This is a genomic window from Brevibacterium atlanticum (assembly GCF_011617245.1).
In the GTDB taxonomy this organism is placed as follows: Bacteria; Actinomycetota; Actinomycetes; order Actinomycetales; family Brevibacteriaceae; genus Brevibacterium; species Brevibacterium atlanticum.
Genome location: NZ_CP050152.1, coordinates 3,216,287 through 3,231,347, shown reverse-complemented (window position 1 = coordinate 3,231,347; position 15,061 = coordinate 3,216,287). Strand labels below are relative to the sequence as shown.

Genomic DNA, 15,061 nt, shown 5'->3' with positions numbered 1-15,061 from the left:
CGACGAAGCCGATCAGCGATCTGTCGACGGCGGATCGCTCGACATATCCTGGTCATCGGCGTTCTCATCTTCCTCACGGTTCTCATCATCAGAGGTTTCGTCGGAGCGACCGAAATCGTCGGTGTCCACCCCGTCGAGATATTCCGACGAAGGTGCGGCACCGGCACTGTGGTCGAGATTCTCCGCAGCCTTGCGCATGCTGTCGGCGGTGTTGTCCTCAGTGCTGTCTTCGGTCGACATTCTGGTCACCTTTCGCTGGAGAGCGCGGATGGGTGATCAGTCTACGCGGGGCCCCAGCCGAGCGGCACCCCTTTCGAGTCGCCTGAAACAGTGTCAGCATGGGTGCATGCGTCTGTTGGAGAAGGGATGATCGTGATGAGCAATCCAGACGAAGATGAGAAGGAACCGACACAGGTCCCCGAGGAAGCGAAAGATGATGTTGCGGAAAAGCCCGGCACGGATTCCGCATCGAAGCAGCACGAGGATGATCTGGTCGATGAATGGGAGGAAGAATCGTTCCCCGCGAGTGATCCGCCAGCTCACTACTGACTCCCGCGATCGCAGGGCCCGGCACCATACAGGTGCCGGGCCCTGCGCCGCCGCGTGGGCTCGTCCTAGGCGGGCTGTGAGTCCTCGGGGCGGCACCGCAGCTGCCAGAGGATTGACGGACAGGACGCGAGCTCTTCGAGTGCGGCCAGTGTCTCCACCATCATGTGGTGAACTCCCTGACACTCAGCGCCACCGGGCGGGTCACGGCAACCGTCATCCCTCGATCTTCAACGACACCGGTCGGCAGTCTCAGGAGTACCTTGCAATGCTGAGCGGCGGCCAAGGTCTCGGCAATCTCACAGTAGACGAAAGCAACCTCATTGGTGACCTCGTCGAGCCTGTAGTGCAGGGCGGCGACCACCTCATCGGCGAGACGGAGCTCGAAGACGGCTGCTTCCCTGTCATCGACGAGCGAATATTCGCCCTCGCTCGTCCAGATCGCCCGGTCGGAGAATCGACCGGGGTCAAGAGGTGTTTCGCCGCCATCGCCAAGAGTCATGAACATACCGATCCCGCAGAAAGGAGAGGGCCGACTTCTTGACCTGTTCAAACTATACGTACAGTGCTGTGGCACGGCAATAGGTCGATGCTCGGTGTGCTCGCGAATGAGAATCTGATGCACCGCAGGGAGCGTCTTTCGTGATGCGGTCTCTGGACGGTCGGAAGTTCAGTCCATAGTGTCGAAACACCAATCGGGGCATCCGCAAGAAAGAAGGCACCATGACTCTCATGGACACCGGCGGCACGGACGTCGTCGACATGCTCACCACCGATCACAGGGAGATGCTCGAGCTGCTTCGTCGGATCGAGGGGACCGAGGACCTGGACGAGCGACGCGACATCGCCGATACTGTCATCGCCGAAGTGATGCGGCATTCGGTGGCCGAAGAGATGATTGTCTACCCGTCCATCGAAGAGCACGTTCCGGGCGGGAAGGACGAGGGCGAACACGACAAAGAAGAGCACGAAGAGCTTGTTCGAGTCATGAAGGAACTCGAGGACCTCGACGTCACCGAGGGCGCTTTTCTCGAAAAGGTCATCGAGTTCGAACAGCTGCTTGACCATCACGCTCGGGACGAAGAGGACGAGCAGTTCCCGAAGCTCAGGGAACACGTTCCGCAAGACCAACTCATCGATATGGGTAAGCGGGTCGTTTCAGCGAAGAAAGTGGCTCCGACTCGGCCCCATCCCCACGCTCCGCACTCGGAGCTCTTCCACAAGAGTGTCGGCCCCGGAGTCGGAATGGTCGATCGTCTGCGCGATAAGCTCACCGGACGCGAATCCTGACGCTCGGCGGTCACGAGGGGCCGCGGGACTTGGCGGTTCGACGATGTACCAGTTGACGTACGAATCGTCGATGCGATGGATCCCTTCGGCAACCTCGGCGACGGACATATCAGCGGTCTGCGAAGCGTCGACGTTTGAGGACGAGGGCGCTGACGATCATCACGACCGCCAGCCCGAAATGCAGCCAGTTGTCCGGGGTGTTGAGGGGGACGAAGTTCGCCCCGGACTCCGCGTTGATGAAGAGGCTGTAGAGCCACAGAGCGGCATAGACGATTCCGCCCCACAGCAGGTAGCGGAAGCACCCGGCGGGGGAGCGGCGGACGAGCGCTCCGACGATGCCGAACAGCAGGTGGACGATGTTGTGCAGGATCGAGACTTGGAACAGGCCCAACTGCAGCGCGGTCGAGTGGTGGCCGGCGAATCGCATCGACATGTAATTCGACGTCGCTCCCGGGATGAACCCGAGAACACCGGCCGCCAGGAAGAGCACGGTGACAATGAGAGCGGCCCACTGGACGGGCCGACCGCGCTCAGCGGGAACGTCGCGCACGGCGGGCTCATCGGTGGACATAGCGCCTCCTCGATTGACGAACCGATCAGATTGCGCTTCCACGCTAAGGCTCCATGTCGAACCCCTCAACAGGGAGGGGTGACTCACAGACAGCCGACGCGGACATCTCGCTCGAAGCCGCGACCGTCGCGCTGCCAGCTCAGTGAGGAATGCGTTTCGTCTACGCGTTCATCGTGAGTACGAGTTTGCCTGTGGTCCGATTGGTCTCGCCTACTCGGTGTGCTTCTGCCGCCTCCGTGAGAGGGAACGTCCCGGCTATTGTGGCACGCAGCGCACCGTCGTCGACGAGGCCTGAGACGATTTCCAGCGTGTTGCGCGAGGAGTCCACGAGCATTCGGAGAGCTCGAACGCCGAGCTGATCTGCTTCGCGAAGGAGATCGTCGGAGCCGACAGGGATGAGCGACACGAGAGAGCCGCCCTTGCGAAGTGTGTGCAGGGAACGCATCGCCGTGTCACCGCCGATCGTGTCGAGCACCGCGTCGACGTCACGCGCTCGCTCGGCGAAGTCCTCCGTGCGGTAGTCGATGACCTCATCGGCGCCGAGCTCGCGCAGGAAGCCGTGTTTTTCCGCGCTCGCGGTTCCGATCACGTATGCGCCCCGCGCCTTCGCGATCTGCACAGCTATGTGCCCGACGCCGCCTGCGGCCGCGTGGATCAGCACACGCTGTCCCGACTGCAGGTCAGCGTTGTCGACGAGCGCCTGCCACGCGGTCAGAGAGACGAGGGGGAGCGCCCCCGCCTGCACGTGGTCGACCGTGAGGGGCTTCGTTGCGAAGAATCTGGCGGGGGCGGCAACGTACTCGGCGTGAGAGCCGAGGCCGAACGGATACGACAACATGCCGAACACCTCGTCTCCGGGTTTGAACGTCGCGACGCCGATGCCGACGGCTTCTACCACACCGGAGACATCCCAGCCGAGCACCAATGGCAGCTTGTCGATGAAGCCGTGGCCCGAACGGTGCTTCCAATCGGTGGGGTTGAGACCCGCTGCCTGAACTCGGACGAGGATTTCGTTGGGGCGGGGCTTCGGACGCGGCAGCTCGGTGATTTCCAGAACGTCGGCGCTGCCGAAAGTCTGCTGGCTGACGGCGCTCATCGTCGTTTCGGTGTTCATGGCTCCATTGTGTCACTGCAGGGTGGGTCCTGCAGGGCCCGGCGGTCAGTCAGTGAAAGGCGTGGTCGGCTCGGGCTGGTTGAGGGAAGCGACAATGTCACCGGCAAGCGTACGGAGTTTGATGTTGCGATGCGATGAAGCCTCCTTGAGGATGGCGACAGCTTCCCCCTGGCTGCACGCCGCCTGGGCCATCGTGATCCCGACGGCGATGTCGATGACGGTGCGTGATTCCATTGCCCGCTGTCGGTGTTCGGCCGCCTCGGCGAAGCGAGCGCTCCGGACTGCCACGCGGAGCGACCTCTCCACCAGCTTTCCGAGCCTGTGCACGGCCGAGAGCGTCTGCTCCCCGAAACGGTAAGGCTGCCTAGAGTAGAAGCTCATGATCGCGTCCGCGGTATCGTCGATGTCGAGCGGGACCACCACCATGCTTCGCAGGCCGTGGAGCACAGCGATCTCTACGTAGCTTCGCCAGCACTTCTCGTCCTCAGCATCATCGATGCGGATGAGCGAGCGGGTCTTCTGCGCCTCTGCACGTGGTCCCGAGTCGACGTCGGTGAGGATCTCGTCGAATCGTTTCGCTGCCTCGTTGCTGACGCCGACGATGGTGGCGCGTCTGTTTCTGATCAGAGTGATTCCGCATGAGACCGGTGAATCGCGTCCGATCTCCGCGGCAGCCAGGGCGGCGAGTTCTTCTGCAGGGCCGCCGAGCTCGTGTTGGGAGGCCAGAAGCTCGAGGAGGAGTTCTGCGGCCGATTGGCGGTGAGGGTCGGACGCATCAACAGTTTCTTTCAACGTCTGCGGTTCAATTTGGGACCGCTGGTGTGGATGATCCGCGTGGGAAACGGTGGGTGAAGGGGAAGGCGATACACAATTCAGGGGTCCTCACATCTGGAGGCCGCCTGCTTGACCTTGCAACATCATACGCAAGGCTGGTGCCGCTCCCAAAATCGACTTTTCGGAGCCTGCTCGAACGATGATGGCGTGGCACTCGTCGACGGCTGTACTCTCACCGAAAACACCGGCAGACACCCTCCTGGATAGACGTGCCGACCTGATTTGTCAAGGTTGTTTACAGTGGCCCTGTGGCAATGCCAGGCTGAACTCATCGCGCAGAGCGCGGCGGGATCTTACGAGGTTCCGCCGGTACACGGTTGCTGAGGAGGAACAAGCTATGAACCACAGTCACTTGCGCACGATCTACGAAAGCGGAGGCCCCTACGCCACGGTCTATCTTGAGGGTCGCACTCCTTCAGCCGATGCCGACACACAGCTCCGTTTGCGCTGGTCGGAACTGCGCGACCATCTGTCCGAAAGCGGGGCTGGGGAGCCGCTTCTCGAGTCCATTGAAGGGGGCATCCTCGTCGATGAGCCCACCGAGGTGCACGCAGACGGTCGGATCATCGTTGCGAACTCGGGGGGAGTTCTGCTGGACGAACACTGGGACGCAGCGCTGGGAGAAGGCGACGCTGCACACTATGGAGACGTGCCTGAACTCGGTGCTTACCTCCGCCAGGAGTCCAGACGGTTCGACGTCGTCCTCGTCATCGCCGGGCAGGATGGTGCGGTTGTCCGCGAACTGAGCGTGACCCCGGACCGCGAACGCAGCGAGAGCGCCCCGGTTCACGTGACCGGCGACAATGACGAAGACATCAACAAGCCGCGGCGAGGCGCGTACTCACACAACCAGATCCGGCGCCGTGTCGACGAGATCATCAAAGATCATGCGCGCAGTGTCGCCGACTTCGTTGATCGACTGATCACGGATCACGCACCAGACGCGGTCGTTGTGGCTGGAGAGGTCCAGGGCAGAACGGCAGTCAAGGCCGAACTGTCTGTGAAGGCCGAAGAACTGCTCCACGAGATAGCGGAAGGCGGCGACGACGATGAGGGCGCTGAAGAGGCGATCGATGTGGCGGTGCGAACGCTCGTCACGAGCCTCGCCCAGGAGCGCGAGGCCGCGAACTCGGAGCGACTGGCCGAGAGCAAGGCACACGACCGTGCGGTCGAAGGTCGCACGGAGGTGGAGAAGGCAGTCGGGCGTGGAGCCGTGGCAACCCTGCTGCTCGACGACGCCGAGGCAACCGAGGGAGAGGCCGCCATCGTGGCCCAGGCAATCCTGTCCTCGGCAGAGATCGGACTCAGCCATGATCCGATGGCTGACGGCATCGGCGCGATCCTCCGGTACGACGTCGCTTCTGCATTGGCGGGTTGATTCATGCATTCGACCAAATCGGCATCAGCAGGGAGCGGGTGACGATGTCAACGAAGATGGAATCGCAGGCGATACCATCGTTGACATCGGCTCGGTCAAGAGCTGACTGCCGGCAGAGAGGCTGAACATGGACACGACCACGACCGAGGAATGGGCGCAGCGCCTGTTCGACGCCTTCGACTCGCGTACGCCGCTGGAACCGCTCACCGCGACTCATCCGGACCTCTCGGTCGCCGAGGCCTACGCCATCGCCGAGGCGATCCGCCGACTGCGCACCGCGCGAGGTGAAATGGTGGCGGGCTGGAAGATCGGCTTCACTAATCGCACGATCTGGGACGACTACGGCGTGCATGCCCCGATCTGGGGTCCGATGTTCAACTCGACCACCGGCCCGGCAAGCGCAGGGGAGTGGGACGTCGGCAGGCTTCACGAACCACAGATCGAGGCCGAGATCGCCTTCCGATTCGCCCGCACGCCGGAACCCGGACTCGAAGAGAATGAGCTGCTGGGCTGCATCGACGCCGTCAGCCACTCACTCGAATTCGTCCAGTCCCCGTTCCCCGGGTGGAAGTTCGCTCCGGTCGATACAATGGCCGCCGCCGGCCTCCACGGCGGCTTCGCGCACGGACCCTGGCATGCGATCGAAGCGGACAACCGCGACGACTGGCTGCAGGCGCTGAGCGACTTCACGATCACCATCCGCAGCGACACCGGCATCATCGACTCCGGCGTCGCGGCGAACGTCCTCGGCGGACCGCTGTCCGCGCTGCGCCATTTCGTCGACGAGGCGGCTCGGCAGACCCCGGAGTGCATCATCCGTCCTGGTGACGCCGTCACCACTGGTACCGTGCCGAAGGCATTCCCCGTCACACCGGGTGAACATTGGTCGACCGAAGTCGAAGGACTGCCGCTCGAAGGGCTCTCGGTCCGCTGCGTGTAGTGGTCAGTGTGATTGGGCGACGACGTCGACGATATGCTCGGCGATCGCCATCGACGAGGTGGCTCCGGGCGACGGGGCATTGCGGATGAGCGTGGCGCGGCCCTGCTGCTCGATGACGAAGTCATCGACGAGTCCCCCGTCGGCATCCATCGCCTGAGCGCGGATGCCGCGAGGGATCGGCTTCGACGCTGCGCCTTCGAGGGACGGCACGTATTCGGCCGCGCCGGCGAGGAACTTCTTCCGAGAGACCACTGCCGAGAACTCGCGGACCGCGGCTTTGAGGTTCCCGGCAGCGAACTTCCAGAACGCAGGGTCGGCGGCGACGGCGAGGCTGTCCTTGATGCCGATGGTCCGTCCCGAGTAGTTCTCCCGGCCGAACGAGAGGAAGGCATTCGGGCCGACGAGCATCTCTCCATCGACACGCTTCGTCAGATGCACTCCAAGGAACGGATACGCAGGATCGGGCACCGGGTAGACCAGCCCGTTGAGGATGGTGCGATGCTCGGGTGCCAACTGCGAATACTGACCGAAGAACGGCACGATCGTCGGATGCGCCGCCCCGCCTGCCATCTGTGCGACCCGATCGGACTGAAGCCCGGCGCACGCGATGACGAAGTCGAAGGATTCGACGCGGCGGGTGTGGTTGCCGCGTGCCCTGGCGCTTCGTCCCCCAGGGCTTCTTCCACCGGCACCACGCACGGAGGTGATCGTGCACCCGTGAGGTTCCACGCTCATGTCCACGACCTCCGAGTTGAGGCGGATCGTGCCGCCGGCGGCTTCGACCTCCTCGGCGAAGGAATGGGCGATCGCCGCATAATCGGTGATCGCCGTGTGCGGCGAGTGCAGGGCCAGACGCCCGACCGAATTCGGCTCGATTTCGCGGATCCGGTCCGGGCCGATGAGCTCGACATCCGGCACACCGTTGGCCACGGCGCGCTCGAAGATGCCGCGCAGTCGCACTTCCTCTTCCTGATTGAGAGCGACGACGAGCTTTCCGCACTCCTCGAAGGGGAGCTGATGGGACCGCGCGTAATCGTGGAGCAGATCAACGCCGCGACGGCACAGCCGCGCCTTCAAGCTCCCCGGTTCGTAGTAGAGGCCCGCGTGCACGACTCCGGAGTTGTGCCCGGACTGATGAGCCGCCACGCGATCGGACTTTTCAAAGACCGTGACCGAGGAATCGGGGAACCTCCGGGTGATCTCTCGGGCGACGGCGGTGCCGTTGATCCCGGCCCCGATCACGGCGAACGCATGACCGTTGTGCGGGCTGGGCTCTGTCATCCCCGCCTTTCCCCGTCGTCCTCGTCATCATCGGACGTGTCGCCCGTCGATCGTTCCCCGCTGCCCTCGTCGGCAGCGGTCCTGTCGCCCTCGGTGTGCTCGTCGTCCTCTGACTCGGTTTCCTCAGCCTCGTCGTTCGTGCCGAAATCGGTGGTGTCCACCTTGTCGAGGAACTCATTCGACGGAGCACTGCCGGCCGCCTTGTCGAGGTTCTCGGTGGACTTGCGGATGTTGTCTTCGGTCGACATGATGCCGCCTTTCGCCGTCGAGTGCGGATGGGTCATCAGTCTACGCGGAGGAGCCTCGCGCATCAGTAACCGCCTAGAGATAATATCTCATAGGATAATAAATTGTGTAGACTCGAATTCTGACAGCCGGCCCCGGCAGTCTGGAAGGACACACCGATGAACAGACAGACGAGCAACCGACCGAGCCGCGAACACTCCACGACACCCGGCGACGAGATCATCCGGGAGACGCGCACCCCGCGCCGCACTCTCGTGCTCGGCGCGACCGGCTACATCGGCGGCCGCCTCGTGCCCCGCCTGCTGCAGGCCGGCCACGAGGTCCGAGTCGGAGTGCGTCGACCCGAGAAGCTCAAGCAGGTGCCGTGGGCAGCCGACACCGACGTGCGCACCGTCGACCTCGATGACGGGCACGGTCTGAGCGAGAGCCTCCGCGGCATCGACACGGTCTACTACCTCGTGCACTCCATGGGATCCGGAGGCGACTTCGAAGAACACGAAGCCGAGGCCGCCACACGCTTCGCCGAGGCGGCCGCCTCCGCCGGTGTCGCCCGCATCGTCTACCTCGGCGGACTCCACCCCGAAGACCGAGAACTCTCCAAGCACATGCGCTCCCGCGCGAACGTCGGCCGCATCCTCCTCGACTCCGAAGTCGACGCGATCGTCTTCAACGCCGGCATCATCATCGGCTCCGGATCGGCATCGTTCGAGATGATCCGCCACCTCGCCACGACCCTGAGGTGGATGCCGGCACCGAACTGGGTGTCCAACCGCGTCGAACCCCTGTCGGTGCGCGATGCCCTCTACTATCTTGTCGCCGCCGCCGACGTGGACGAGACGATCAACCGCTCCTTCGACATCGGTTCGCGTCAGATCCTCACCTATGCGCAGGTGATGCGGACCTTCGCCGAGGTGGCAGGACTCAAACCCCGCCACGTCATCGCCCTGCCGCTCCCCGCCCCGACGCTGTCAGGCATCTGGGTCGGCCTGGTCACCCCGCTGCCGTTCAGCCTCACCCTCCCGCTCGTCCAGTCCCTGCAGGAGGACGCCGTGGCATCGGACCACGACGTCGACGCGGTCATCCCACCGCCCGAGTCCGGGCTCATCGGATTCGCCGACGCCGTCCGACTCGCCCTACGCCGCGAAGTCGAAGGGGCCGTGGACACGAACTGGGACGCCGACGCCGGAGAGCTCGACGAGGCGGCCCTCCCGCTGCCCAACGATCCGCAGTGGGCGGGCCGACGCATCTACTGCGATGAACGCTCGACGACGATCACCGGTGTCACGGCCGCCGAGGTATGGCCGGTGATCGAGGGGATCGGCGGGTCGAACGGATGGTACTCATGGCCGCTGGCCTGGAAGATCCGCGGCATCTGGGACAAAGCCGTCGGGGGAGCCGGCCTCAACCGCGGTCGACGCCTGCCCGACACCCTGCGCATCGGCGACCCCGTCGACTGGTGGAGAGTCGAGGAGCTGGAACCGAACTCGCGACTGCTGCTCCGGGCCGAGATGAAGGTCTCCGGCTACGCCTGGCTCGAATTCGAGGTCGCGGACTCCGACAGGGAAGGCGCGGACTCGGACGGGGAAACTGGCAGGGACACCGGCGGGGACTGCGACTACCACCAGACGGCGACGTTCATCCCCTCCGGAGTGCGCGGGAGCCTCTACTGGGCCCTCGTCGCTCCCTTCCACCGGTTCATCTTCCCCGCCATGGCGAAGAACATCGCCGCCGAGGCCCGGCGTCGCGCTCAGTCCGATTCGGCCTTCATTCGGTCATAGGCCGCCAACGCTGCCTGCCGTGAGGCCTTGAGGTCGACGATCGGCTCGCAGTCCTCGCCGGTCCGTTCGGCCTGGGCGGTCCATTGGGCTTGGGTGAGGCCGCCCAGACCCTGGCCCAGCCACCGGCTGACATACTCACCGTGCGGGTCGAAGCGCTCCCGCTGACGTTCGGGGTTGAAGATGCGGAAGTATGGGGCGGCATCGGCCCCGCACCCGGCCACCCACTGCCACGACACCGGATTATTGGCCTCATCGGCATCGACAAGCGTGTCCCAGAACCACTGCTCACCGTGCCACCAGCCGATGAGCAGATTCTTCGTCAGAAAGCTCGCCGTGGCCATCCGCACCCGATTGTGCATCCACCCGGTCTGCCACAGCTGCGCCATGCCCGCATCGACGAACGGGATCCCGGTCGTCCCGTTCTGCCAATGCTGGAGTGCTTCGGGATCGTCCTCATAGGGGAAGCGTGCGAACTCCGGGCGCATCGGCTCGGTCTCGACGTGGGGCAGGTGGTAGGCCAGGTGCCAGGAGAACTCCCGCCAGTAGAGCTGCCGGATCCACGCATACCGGTCATCGTCGCTGATCTCCGGCAGGTCGAGCGCAGCAGCCAGGGCCTGCCTGGGGGAGAGCTCCCCGAATCTCAGCCGCGGTGACAGTGCCGAGGTGCTGTCTGGATCGCCCGGGACATCATGCGAGTCGCCGTAGCCATCGATGCTGTCGCCGAGGTCGCGTAGTTGTCGTTGGGCTTCCCTGCATCCAGGAGTCCAATGGTTCGCGACGGTCGATGTCCACCATTGCGGAACCGTCGCCGAGGTGGCTCCGCCGGTGTCTGTATCTGTCCCGTCGCGGAGGCCGAGGTCGTCGAGGTCTTTCGCCCAGTCGTGATCGTTGATCGTTGTCGTGAGAGCTTCGGACGGCGGCGTCTGTTTGGTCGGGGCCGGAAGAACGTCCCCAACCTGGCGATCGCGCACGACTGTGAAGTACGGGGTGAAGACCTTGTAGAAGTCCCCGCCTTGCGGGCTGATCGTCCACGGTTCGACGAGCAGCGCTCCGGGATGGGAGTGCGCGGCGATCCCGGAGTCGGTGAGCCGGGTCTTGATCTGCGCGTCGAGGTCGCGGGAGGCCGGCGCATAGCGACGCGACCAGCGGACGGCATCGGCTCCCAGGTCCGCAGCAGCCTGCGGGATGATGTCGGCGGCGGATCCGGCGGCGAAGAGCAGCGGAATTCCAAGCCCGTCGAGTGCGGTCCCCAGGGCGCGCAAGGATTCGTGCGCCCACCAGCGGGCCGCCGCTCCCAGCGGACGGGGTCCGAGGCCGTCGCTGTCACGCTGCTCTCTGATCCAGATGCCGATCACCTGGCCGTCGGCACGGGCTGCCGTCAGCGCTTCGTGATCGCTCACGCGTAAGTCGTCGCGGAACCAGACCAGCGTGAGGTGGTCATCGCTCATCGATTCGACTCTTCCTTCGACCGGTGTGGGCTGCCAAGCGGGCCACGCCCCATCGGTCCTTCAGGCCGGCGGTCCTGTCGCAGCCGACCCAGCAGTCCGCGGCGGAGCAGGCCCTTCCGTGGTGGTGACCAGACCGGGGTGCCCTCGACCCGCCACCCGGCCAGCAGTTCATTGGCGGCGAGGTAGCCGGTGGTCGCCGCTCGCTCCATGAGCGCCACCGGCAGTTCGCACCGAATGTGGTCGCCGGCCAGGACGAAGCCCGGAAGCGGAGTGGTCACCCCGGGGCGCTCGCCCCAGGGTCGGGTGTCGGTGAGTCCGCAGTCGGATTCGATGAGGAGTTCGCGATGGAGGATCTCGTTCTGCCGCGTCTCCGGATACACCTCGTGCAGATCCGCGAGCAGCCGCTCGATGAGCTCGCCCTCTGATTGCGGATCGGTCAGGGCGTAGGCGTGGAGTTCGACGACGGAACCGGAGTGCTCGTCTGCCCACCGTGCGGCACCGGTCTCGAAGCGGTCGAGCACGGAGACGTTGTCGAGCAGATCGAAGCCGCTCGTCCCCAGGAACGCTGGCCGCTCAGCAGAGGCCGCCTCGGCGAACCAGAGCCTGAGCACGGCGAAGGGCGGGGCGTTGCGCCCTGCTTCGACCTGGTCGAACCAGTTCTGCGAAGTGCGGTCGCCATGCGCCTCGATCGTGGCGATGAGTCGCCTGGTCCCGGCCGGATCGGCGGCGAGGACGAGGGCATCGGATTCAATGTCTCCGGCGGTCGTCTCGACACTCCAGCCGCGGGAGGTGCGGGAGACCGAGCGAGCCTCCGTTCGGGTCTCGATCCTCACCCCCAGATTCTGCAGATAGCGCCCGAGCGGCGCCCACAAAGCGGTGTCGTAATCGTCATCGGGCACGTCGAAGAGCAGGCCCTCGGCCGAACCGGCGAAGTAGGTGTGGAACATCGCGACGAGTTCACCGGCGGAGAACTCGTCCGGATCGGCGAAGAAGGACCGTGCGAACACCTCGAGGGCGAGGTCACGCGCCTGCTCGGGGAAGCGGAGGCGATCGAGGAACGCCGCCGCCGACTCTCCGTCATACCGGGAGAACGAGTCCGGGAAATCGACATCGATGAGCTCGACGGCCGTGCGCAGATCGACATCGGCCAGACCGCGCAGCGGGAAGGTGGGGCTGGCGAGGACGAAGCCGAGGAGATTGAACGGGGGAGTCCGCGGAATCGAGGCAAAGGAATCGGTGGGGCCGCCTCGGCGGGTGAGCGGATAATCGGCGATCGGTCGAAGACGATCGAGGTCAGGGTCGGAGCGGGTCAGCAGGTCGCGCAGGTTGTAGTACTGCCGGAAGAACGCGTGGAATCCCCGGCTCATCGTCCGGTCATCGCCGAGCGGCCACGCACTGACACGCCCGCCGAGGCGGGGCCCGGATTCGACGATCGTGACCTCGACTCCGCGTTCGGCGAGGATCACAGCGGCCGACAAGCCCGCGATGCCGCCGCCGATGACGGTCACGGTCTTCGGCCGGAGCAGACGGTCACGTCCGGGGGTGGCGGAAATACGGACGGCGTGGGGGTCGCGCGGGTTCACGGGGCCTCCTCGGTGCGGTGGTTGAGGGCACGCTGCCAGAGCATGAGCACCGCGGTGATCATGGCGAAGCCGAACCCGAAGTCCTCGATGGGGATGTCGAAGGGGAAGCGGATGCCGAGAAATTCTTGCGGGTTGTAGATGACGATCGGGTCGGACAGTTTCGTCAGCCATCCGTCGACGAGGCACTGGAAGGCCAGGCAGATGGCCAGCGCCGCCCAGTACTGCACGCGGCGGAAGATGCCGCTGCGGACGACGAAGAGTTCGAGGCCGATGACGACGAGCATGCCGATGACGGTCCACACGGTGTACTCAGCGATCATCGGATGTCGCCTCCGCCCGGTGGGTGGGGATCGGCGCTCGTCGGGTGGGCGGCCGTGGTCGGATGGCAGGCTTCGATCCGGCGGGCGGTGCGCCTCTTGACCCAGCCGATCACGGTGCCGACCGCCTCGTAGCTCAGCAGCGCGCAGACCGGGATGACGAGGAAGAACACGAGTTCCTCGAGCGGCAGGATCCCGAGGTCGATGCCGGTGACGAACCGCGGATCGTAGGTCCAGTGATCTCGAGCGATGGCGACGATGTCCCAGACGGCGAAGACGAGAACCACCGGCAGCAGAGCCTTGAGCAGAAGCGGCAGCCGCCGGTACACCCGCGCCGAGAACACGAACTCGAGCGGCAGCGTGATGAGCAGACAGGCACCCATGAGGGCGAGGTACTCCCAATGCCCGAGGCCGTCGACAGCGGCGGTCATGGTTTCGCCTGCCTGGCCGGACGGGCGGGCACGACGAAGCCGAGGTCGATGTTGCGGATCCGGTAGCCCTCGATGAGGTCATCCCACTCGACGGTGGGCTCCGTGAGCAGCCGGGGCTCGCAGGCAAGCAGCCGGTGGAGCAGCGCATCGGTCTCGAACAGGGCCAACGGTTTGCCAGGGCAGCTGTGGGCGCCGTCGCCGAAACTCAGGCCCGCGGCAGGGGCGGCTCCGCTCCGATGCGGGCAGACCGCCTCGGCGTCGGCCCCGTAGACCTCGGGATCGACATTGGCCTCACGCACGCAGACATCGACGAGGTCACCGGCCGGAACGGCCGTGCGGTCGTGCTCGTCGCCGATCTCGATCGCCGAGGTGGCGCGACGATAGAGATGCCCGACGACGGGTTCGACCCGGATGATCTCTTCGAGGATGGACAGCCGCCGAGGCTGCTCGGCCGCGAGGTAGTTCCGTCGGAGTTCCTCGTTCTCGAGCAGATGCCAGCAGGCCATCGCGATGAACTCGCGTGTCGTGACCATTCCCGCGGTGCCGTAGGTGAGGCACTCGACGAGGATGTCGCCGGTGCTGTGCCCGGAGTCGAGCAGATGGGAGATGACATCGCCGCGGTGCTCGCGCCGGTGAGCGCGGACGGCCGGGCGGACATCGTGGGTGAAGAAGCGCAGGAGCGGCACGATGCCGTTGACTGCGGCCTGCATCCATTGGCGTTTCGTCCGCCCCCAATTCTCGGCGGCGAGGTCGACCGGAGGCTGACGGAAGAAGGCGACGAGTCGCGCTGCCATGCTGTCGGTGGCGGACTCGGTGAGGCCGACCACCTGCGAGGTGACGTCGACGGTGAAGTGCAGAGCCGCCTCGTCGAGTCGGCACCGCCCCGTGACCACGGCCTCGTCGACGATGCCCTGCGCGGCGGCAGCGATGTGCTCGCCGTACCGGTCGGCGATGACGGCCGGGGCGAAGAACCGGGCCACCTCCCGACGCTGCCGGTTATGGTCCGGGCCGTCGGAGATGAGGATCGGGTGGGCGCGGAAGAGGCCGCGGGGGATCTTCTCCGCGGTGAAGCCGGCCTGTCTCGAACGTCCGCGAGCACGCAGGGCCTGCCGGGCCGGGGCGAACGCGCGAAGCCGCCACATGCTGCGGTCGGATTCGGCCGCCTCGGCAGCGGTCGCAGCGGTCCGGGCGGCGTTCGCTGCATGGGCGGCAGTGCCGATCTTCACGGTCTCGACAGCAGGGACTGCCGACTCGTCGTCGCGCAGGGCCTTGCGCTCGCTCACTCCCGAGCAGCGTTGCACCCG

17 protein-coding genes are annotated in these 15,061 nt (G+C 65.3%); 5 read left to right on the top strand and 12 right to left on the bottom strand.

The window, feature by feature from the left end; all coding sequences use genetic code 11:
- Nucleotides 1-12 precede the first annotated feature (12 nt).
- The gene (locus tag GUY23_RS14425) at nt 13-240 is read right to left on the bottom strand and encodes a hypothetical protein (RefSeq protein WP_166973390.1); all 228 of its coding nucleotides are present in this window, start codon (nt 238-240) and stop codon (nt 13-15) included.
- Nucleotides 241-375: 135 nt separating this feature from the next.
- Between GUY23_RS14425 and GUY23_RS14420 the strand changes: the two genes are divergently transcribed.
- Complete coding sequence (locus GUY23_RS14420; protein WP_166968552.1) at nt 376-549, top strand: hypothetical protein; 174 nt, start codon at nt 376-378, stop codon at nt 547-549.
- Nucleotides 550-709: 160 nt separating this feature from the next.
- Here the strand turns inward: GUY23_RS14420 and GUY23_RS14415 are convergent, their stop codons facing one another.
- The gene (locus GUY23_RS14415; RefSeq protein ID WP_166973388.1) at nt 710-1,171 is read right to left on the bottom strand and encodes a hypothetical protein; all 462 of its coding nucleotides are present in this window, start codon (nt 1,169-1,171) and stop codon (nt 710-712) included.
- A gap of 98 nt (nt 1,172-1,269) precedes the next feature.
- On the opposite strand from GUY23_RS14415, the gene GUY23_RS14410 reads away from it, so the two are divergent.
- On the top strand, nt 1,270-1,836 hold the full coding sequence (locus tag GUY23_RS14410; RefSeq protein WP_166973386.1) for a hemerythrin domain-containing protein: 567 nt from the start codon (nt 1,270-1,272) through the stop codon (nt 1,834-1,836).
- A 109-nt stretch (nt 1,837-1,945) separates the two neighbouring features.
- Here the strand turns inward: GUY23_RS14410 and GUY23_RS14405 are convergent, their stop codons facing one another.
- The 3 genes from GUY23_RS14405 to GUY23_RS14395 all read right to left on the bottom strand — a co-directional run bounded on the left by GUY23_RS14405 (nt 1,946) and on the right by GUY23_RS14395 (nt 4,313).
- The gene (locus GUY23_RS14405; protein WP_166973384.1) at nt 1,946-2,407 is read right to left on the bottom strand and encodes a DUF4383 domain-containing protein; all 462 of its coding nucleotides are present in this window, start codon (nt 2,405-2,407) and stop codon (nt 1,946-1,948) included.
- A gap of 160 nt (nt 2,408-2,567) precedes the next feature.
- Nucleotides 2,568-3,521 (bottom strand): NADP-dependent oxidoreductase, encoded by a 954-nt coding sequence (locus tag GUY23_RS14400; RefSeq protein ID WP_166973383.1) that lies wholly within the window; start codon nt 3,519-3,521, stop codon nt 2,568-2,570.
- Nucleotides 3,522-3,566: 45 nt separating this feature from the next.
- Nucleotides 3,567-4,313 (bottom strand): GAF and ANTAR domain-containing protein, encoded by a 747-nt coding sequence (locus GUY23_RS14395; RefSeq protein WP_166973381.1) that lies wholly within the window; start codon nt 4,311-4,313, stop codon nt 3,567-3,569.
- Between the two features lie 379 nt (nt 4,314-4,692).
- Here GUY23_RS14395 and GUY23_RS14390 point away from each other — a divergent pair, with 379 nt between their 5' ends.
- Together GUY23_RS14390 and GUY23_RS14385 are read left to right on the top strand one after the other, a co-directional pair.
- Nucleotides 4,693-5,733, top strand: coding sequence for a baeRF2 domain-containing protein (locus tag GUY23_RS14390; RefSeq protein WP_166973379.1), 1,041 nt, complete (start codon nt 4,693-4,695; stop codon nt 5,731-5,733).
- Nucleotides 5,734-5,860: 127 nt separating this feature from the next.
- Nucleotides 5,861-6,673: a 2-keto-4-pentenoate hydratase gene (locus tag GUY23_RS14385; protein WP_166973377.1), complete on the top strand. Its 813-nt coding sequence runs from the start codon at nt 5,861-5,863 to the stop codon at nt 6,671-6,673.
- 3 nt (nt 6,674-6,676) lie between these two features.
- Here the strand turns inward: GUY23_RS14385 and lhgO are convergent, their stop codons facing one another.
- Together lhgO and GUY23_RS14375 are read right to left on the bottom strand one after the other, a co-directional pair.
- Nucleotides 6,677-7,954, bottom strand: a complete 1,278-nt coding sequence (lhgO, locus tag GUY23_RS14380) for an L-2-hydroxyglutarate oxidase (protein WP_166973375.1) — start codon at nt 7,952-7,954, stop codon at nt 6,677-6,679.
- Complete coding sequence (locus tag GUY23_RS14375; RefSeq protein WP_166973373.1) at nt 7,951-8,202, bottom strand: hypothetical protein; 252 nt, start codon at nt 8,200-8,202, stop codon at nt 7,951-7,953. Before GUY23_RS14375 ends, lhgO begins: the two co-directional genes overlap by 4 nt.
- A gap of 156 nt (nt 8,203-8,358) precedes the next feature.
- Between GUY23_RS14375 and GUY23_RS14370 the strand changes: the two genes are divergently transcribed.
- A complete protein-coding gene (locus GUY23_RS14370; RefSeq protein WP_166973371.1) occupies nt 8,359-9,978 on the top strand; it encodes an SDR family oxidoreductase in 1,620 nt (539 codons plus the stop codon).
- Here the strand turns inward: GUY23_RS14370 and GUY23_RS14365 are convergent.
- Genes GUY23_RS14365 through GUY23_RS14350 form a run of 5 tightly spaced genes read right to left on the bottom strand, consistent with a single transcriptional unit; the run spans nt 9,948 to nt 15,040 of the window.
- Nucleotides 9,948-11,426, bottom strand: coding sequence for a cryptochrome/photolyase family protein (locus GUY23_RS14365; protein WP_166973369.1), 1,479 nt, complete (start codon nt 11,424-11,426; stop codon nt 9,948-9,950). The genes GUY23_RS14370 and GUY23_RS14365 overlap by 31 nt on opposite strands.
- The gene (locus tag GUY23_RS14360; RefSeq protein ID WP_228282380.1) at nt 11,423-13,009 is read right to left on the bottom strand and encodes a hydroxysqualene dehydroxylase; all 1,587 of its coding nucleotides are present in this window, start codon (nt 13,007-13,009) and stop codon (nt 11,423-11,425) included. Before GUY23_RS14360 ends, GUY23_RS14365 begins: the two co-directional genes overlap by 4 nt.
- Entirely contained in the window at nt 13,006-13,329 is a 324-nt protein-coding gene (locus GUY23_RS18655; RefSeq protein ID WP_228282378.1) for a lycopene cyclase domain-containing protein, read from the bottom strand. Before GUY23_RS18655 ends, GUY23_RS14360 begins: the two co-directional genes overlap by 4 nt.
- Complete coding sequence (locus GUY23_RS14355) at nt 13,326-13,757, bottom strand: lycopene cyclase domain-containing protein (protein WP_166973365.1); 432 nt, start codon at nt 13,755-13,757, stop codon at nt 13,326-13,328. The genes GUY23_RS18655 and GUY23_RS14355 overlap by 4 nt, the downstream gene beginning before the upstream one ends.
- Entirely contained in the window at nt 13,754-15,040 is a 1,287-nt protein-coding gene (locus tag GUY23_RS14350; RefSeq protein WP_228282376.1) for a cytochrome P450, read from the bottom strand. The genes GUY23_RS14355 and GUY23_RS14350 overlap by 4 nt, the downstream gene beginning before the upstream one ends.
- Between the last annotated feature and the right edge of the window lie 21 nt (nt 15,041-15,061).

Coding starts and splice junctions, on each gene's coding strand:
- GUY23_RS14425 (WP_166973390.1), bottom strand. CDS start 240: ATGTCGACCGAAGACAGCACTGAGGACAACACCGCCGACAGCATGCGC.
- GUY23_RS14420 (WP_166968552.1), top strand. CDS start 376: ATGAGCAATCCAGACGAAGATGAGAAGGAACCGACACAGGTCCCCGAG.
- GUY23_RS14410 (WP_166973386.1), top strand. CDS start 1,270: ATGACTCTCATGGACACCGGCGGCACGGACGTCGTCGACATGCTCACC.
- GUY23_RS14405 (WP_166973384.1), bottom strand. CDS start 2,407: ATGTCCACCGATGAGCCCGCCGTGCGCGACGTTCCCGCTGAGCGCGGT.
- GUY23_RS14400 (WP_166973383.1), bottom strand. CDS start 3,521: ATGAACACCGAAACGACGATGAGCGCCGTCAGCCAGCAGACTTTCGGC.
- GUY23_RS14390 (WP_166973379.1), top strand. CDS start 4,693: ATGAACCACAGTCACTTGCGCACGATCTACGAAAGCGGAGGCCCCTAC.
- GUY23_RS14385 (WP_166973377.1), top strand. CDS start 5,861: ATGGACACGACCACGACCGAGGAATGGGCGCAGCGCCTGTTCGACGCC.
- lhgO (WP_166973375.1), bottom strand. CDS start 7,954: ATGACAGAGCCCAGCCCGCACAACGGTCATGCGTTCGCCGTGATCGGG.
- GUY23_RS14375 (WP_166973373.1), bottom strand. CDS start 8,202: ATGTCGACCGAAGACAACATCCGCAAGTCCACCGAGAACCTCGACAAG.
- GUY23_RS14370 (WP_166973371.1), top strand. CDS start 8,359: ATGAACAGACAGACGAGCAACCGACCGAGCCGCGAACACTCCACGACA.
- GUY23_RS14365 (WP_166973369.1), bottom strand. CDS start 11,426: ATGAGCGATGACCACCTCACGCTGGTCTGGTTCCGCGACGACTTACGC.
- GUY23_RS18655 (WP_228282378.1), bottom strand. CDS start 13,329: ATGATCGCTGAGTACACCGTGTGGACCGTCATCGGCATGCTCGTCGTC.
- GUY23_RS14355 (WP_166973365.1), bottom strand. CDS start 13,757: ATGACCGCCGCTGTCGACGGCCTCGGGCATTGGGAGTACCTCGCCCTC.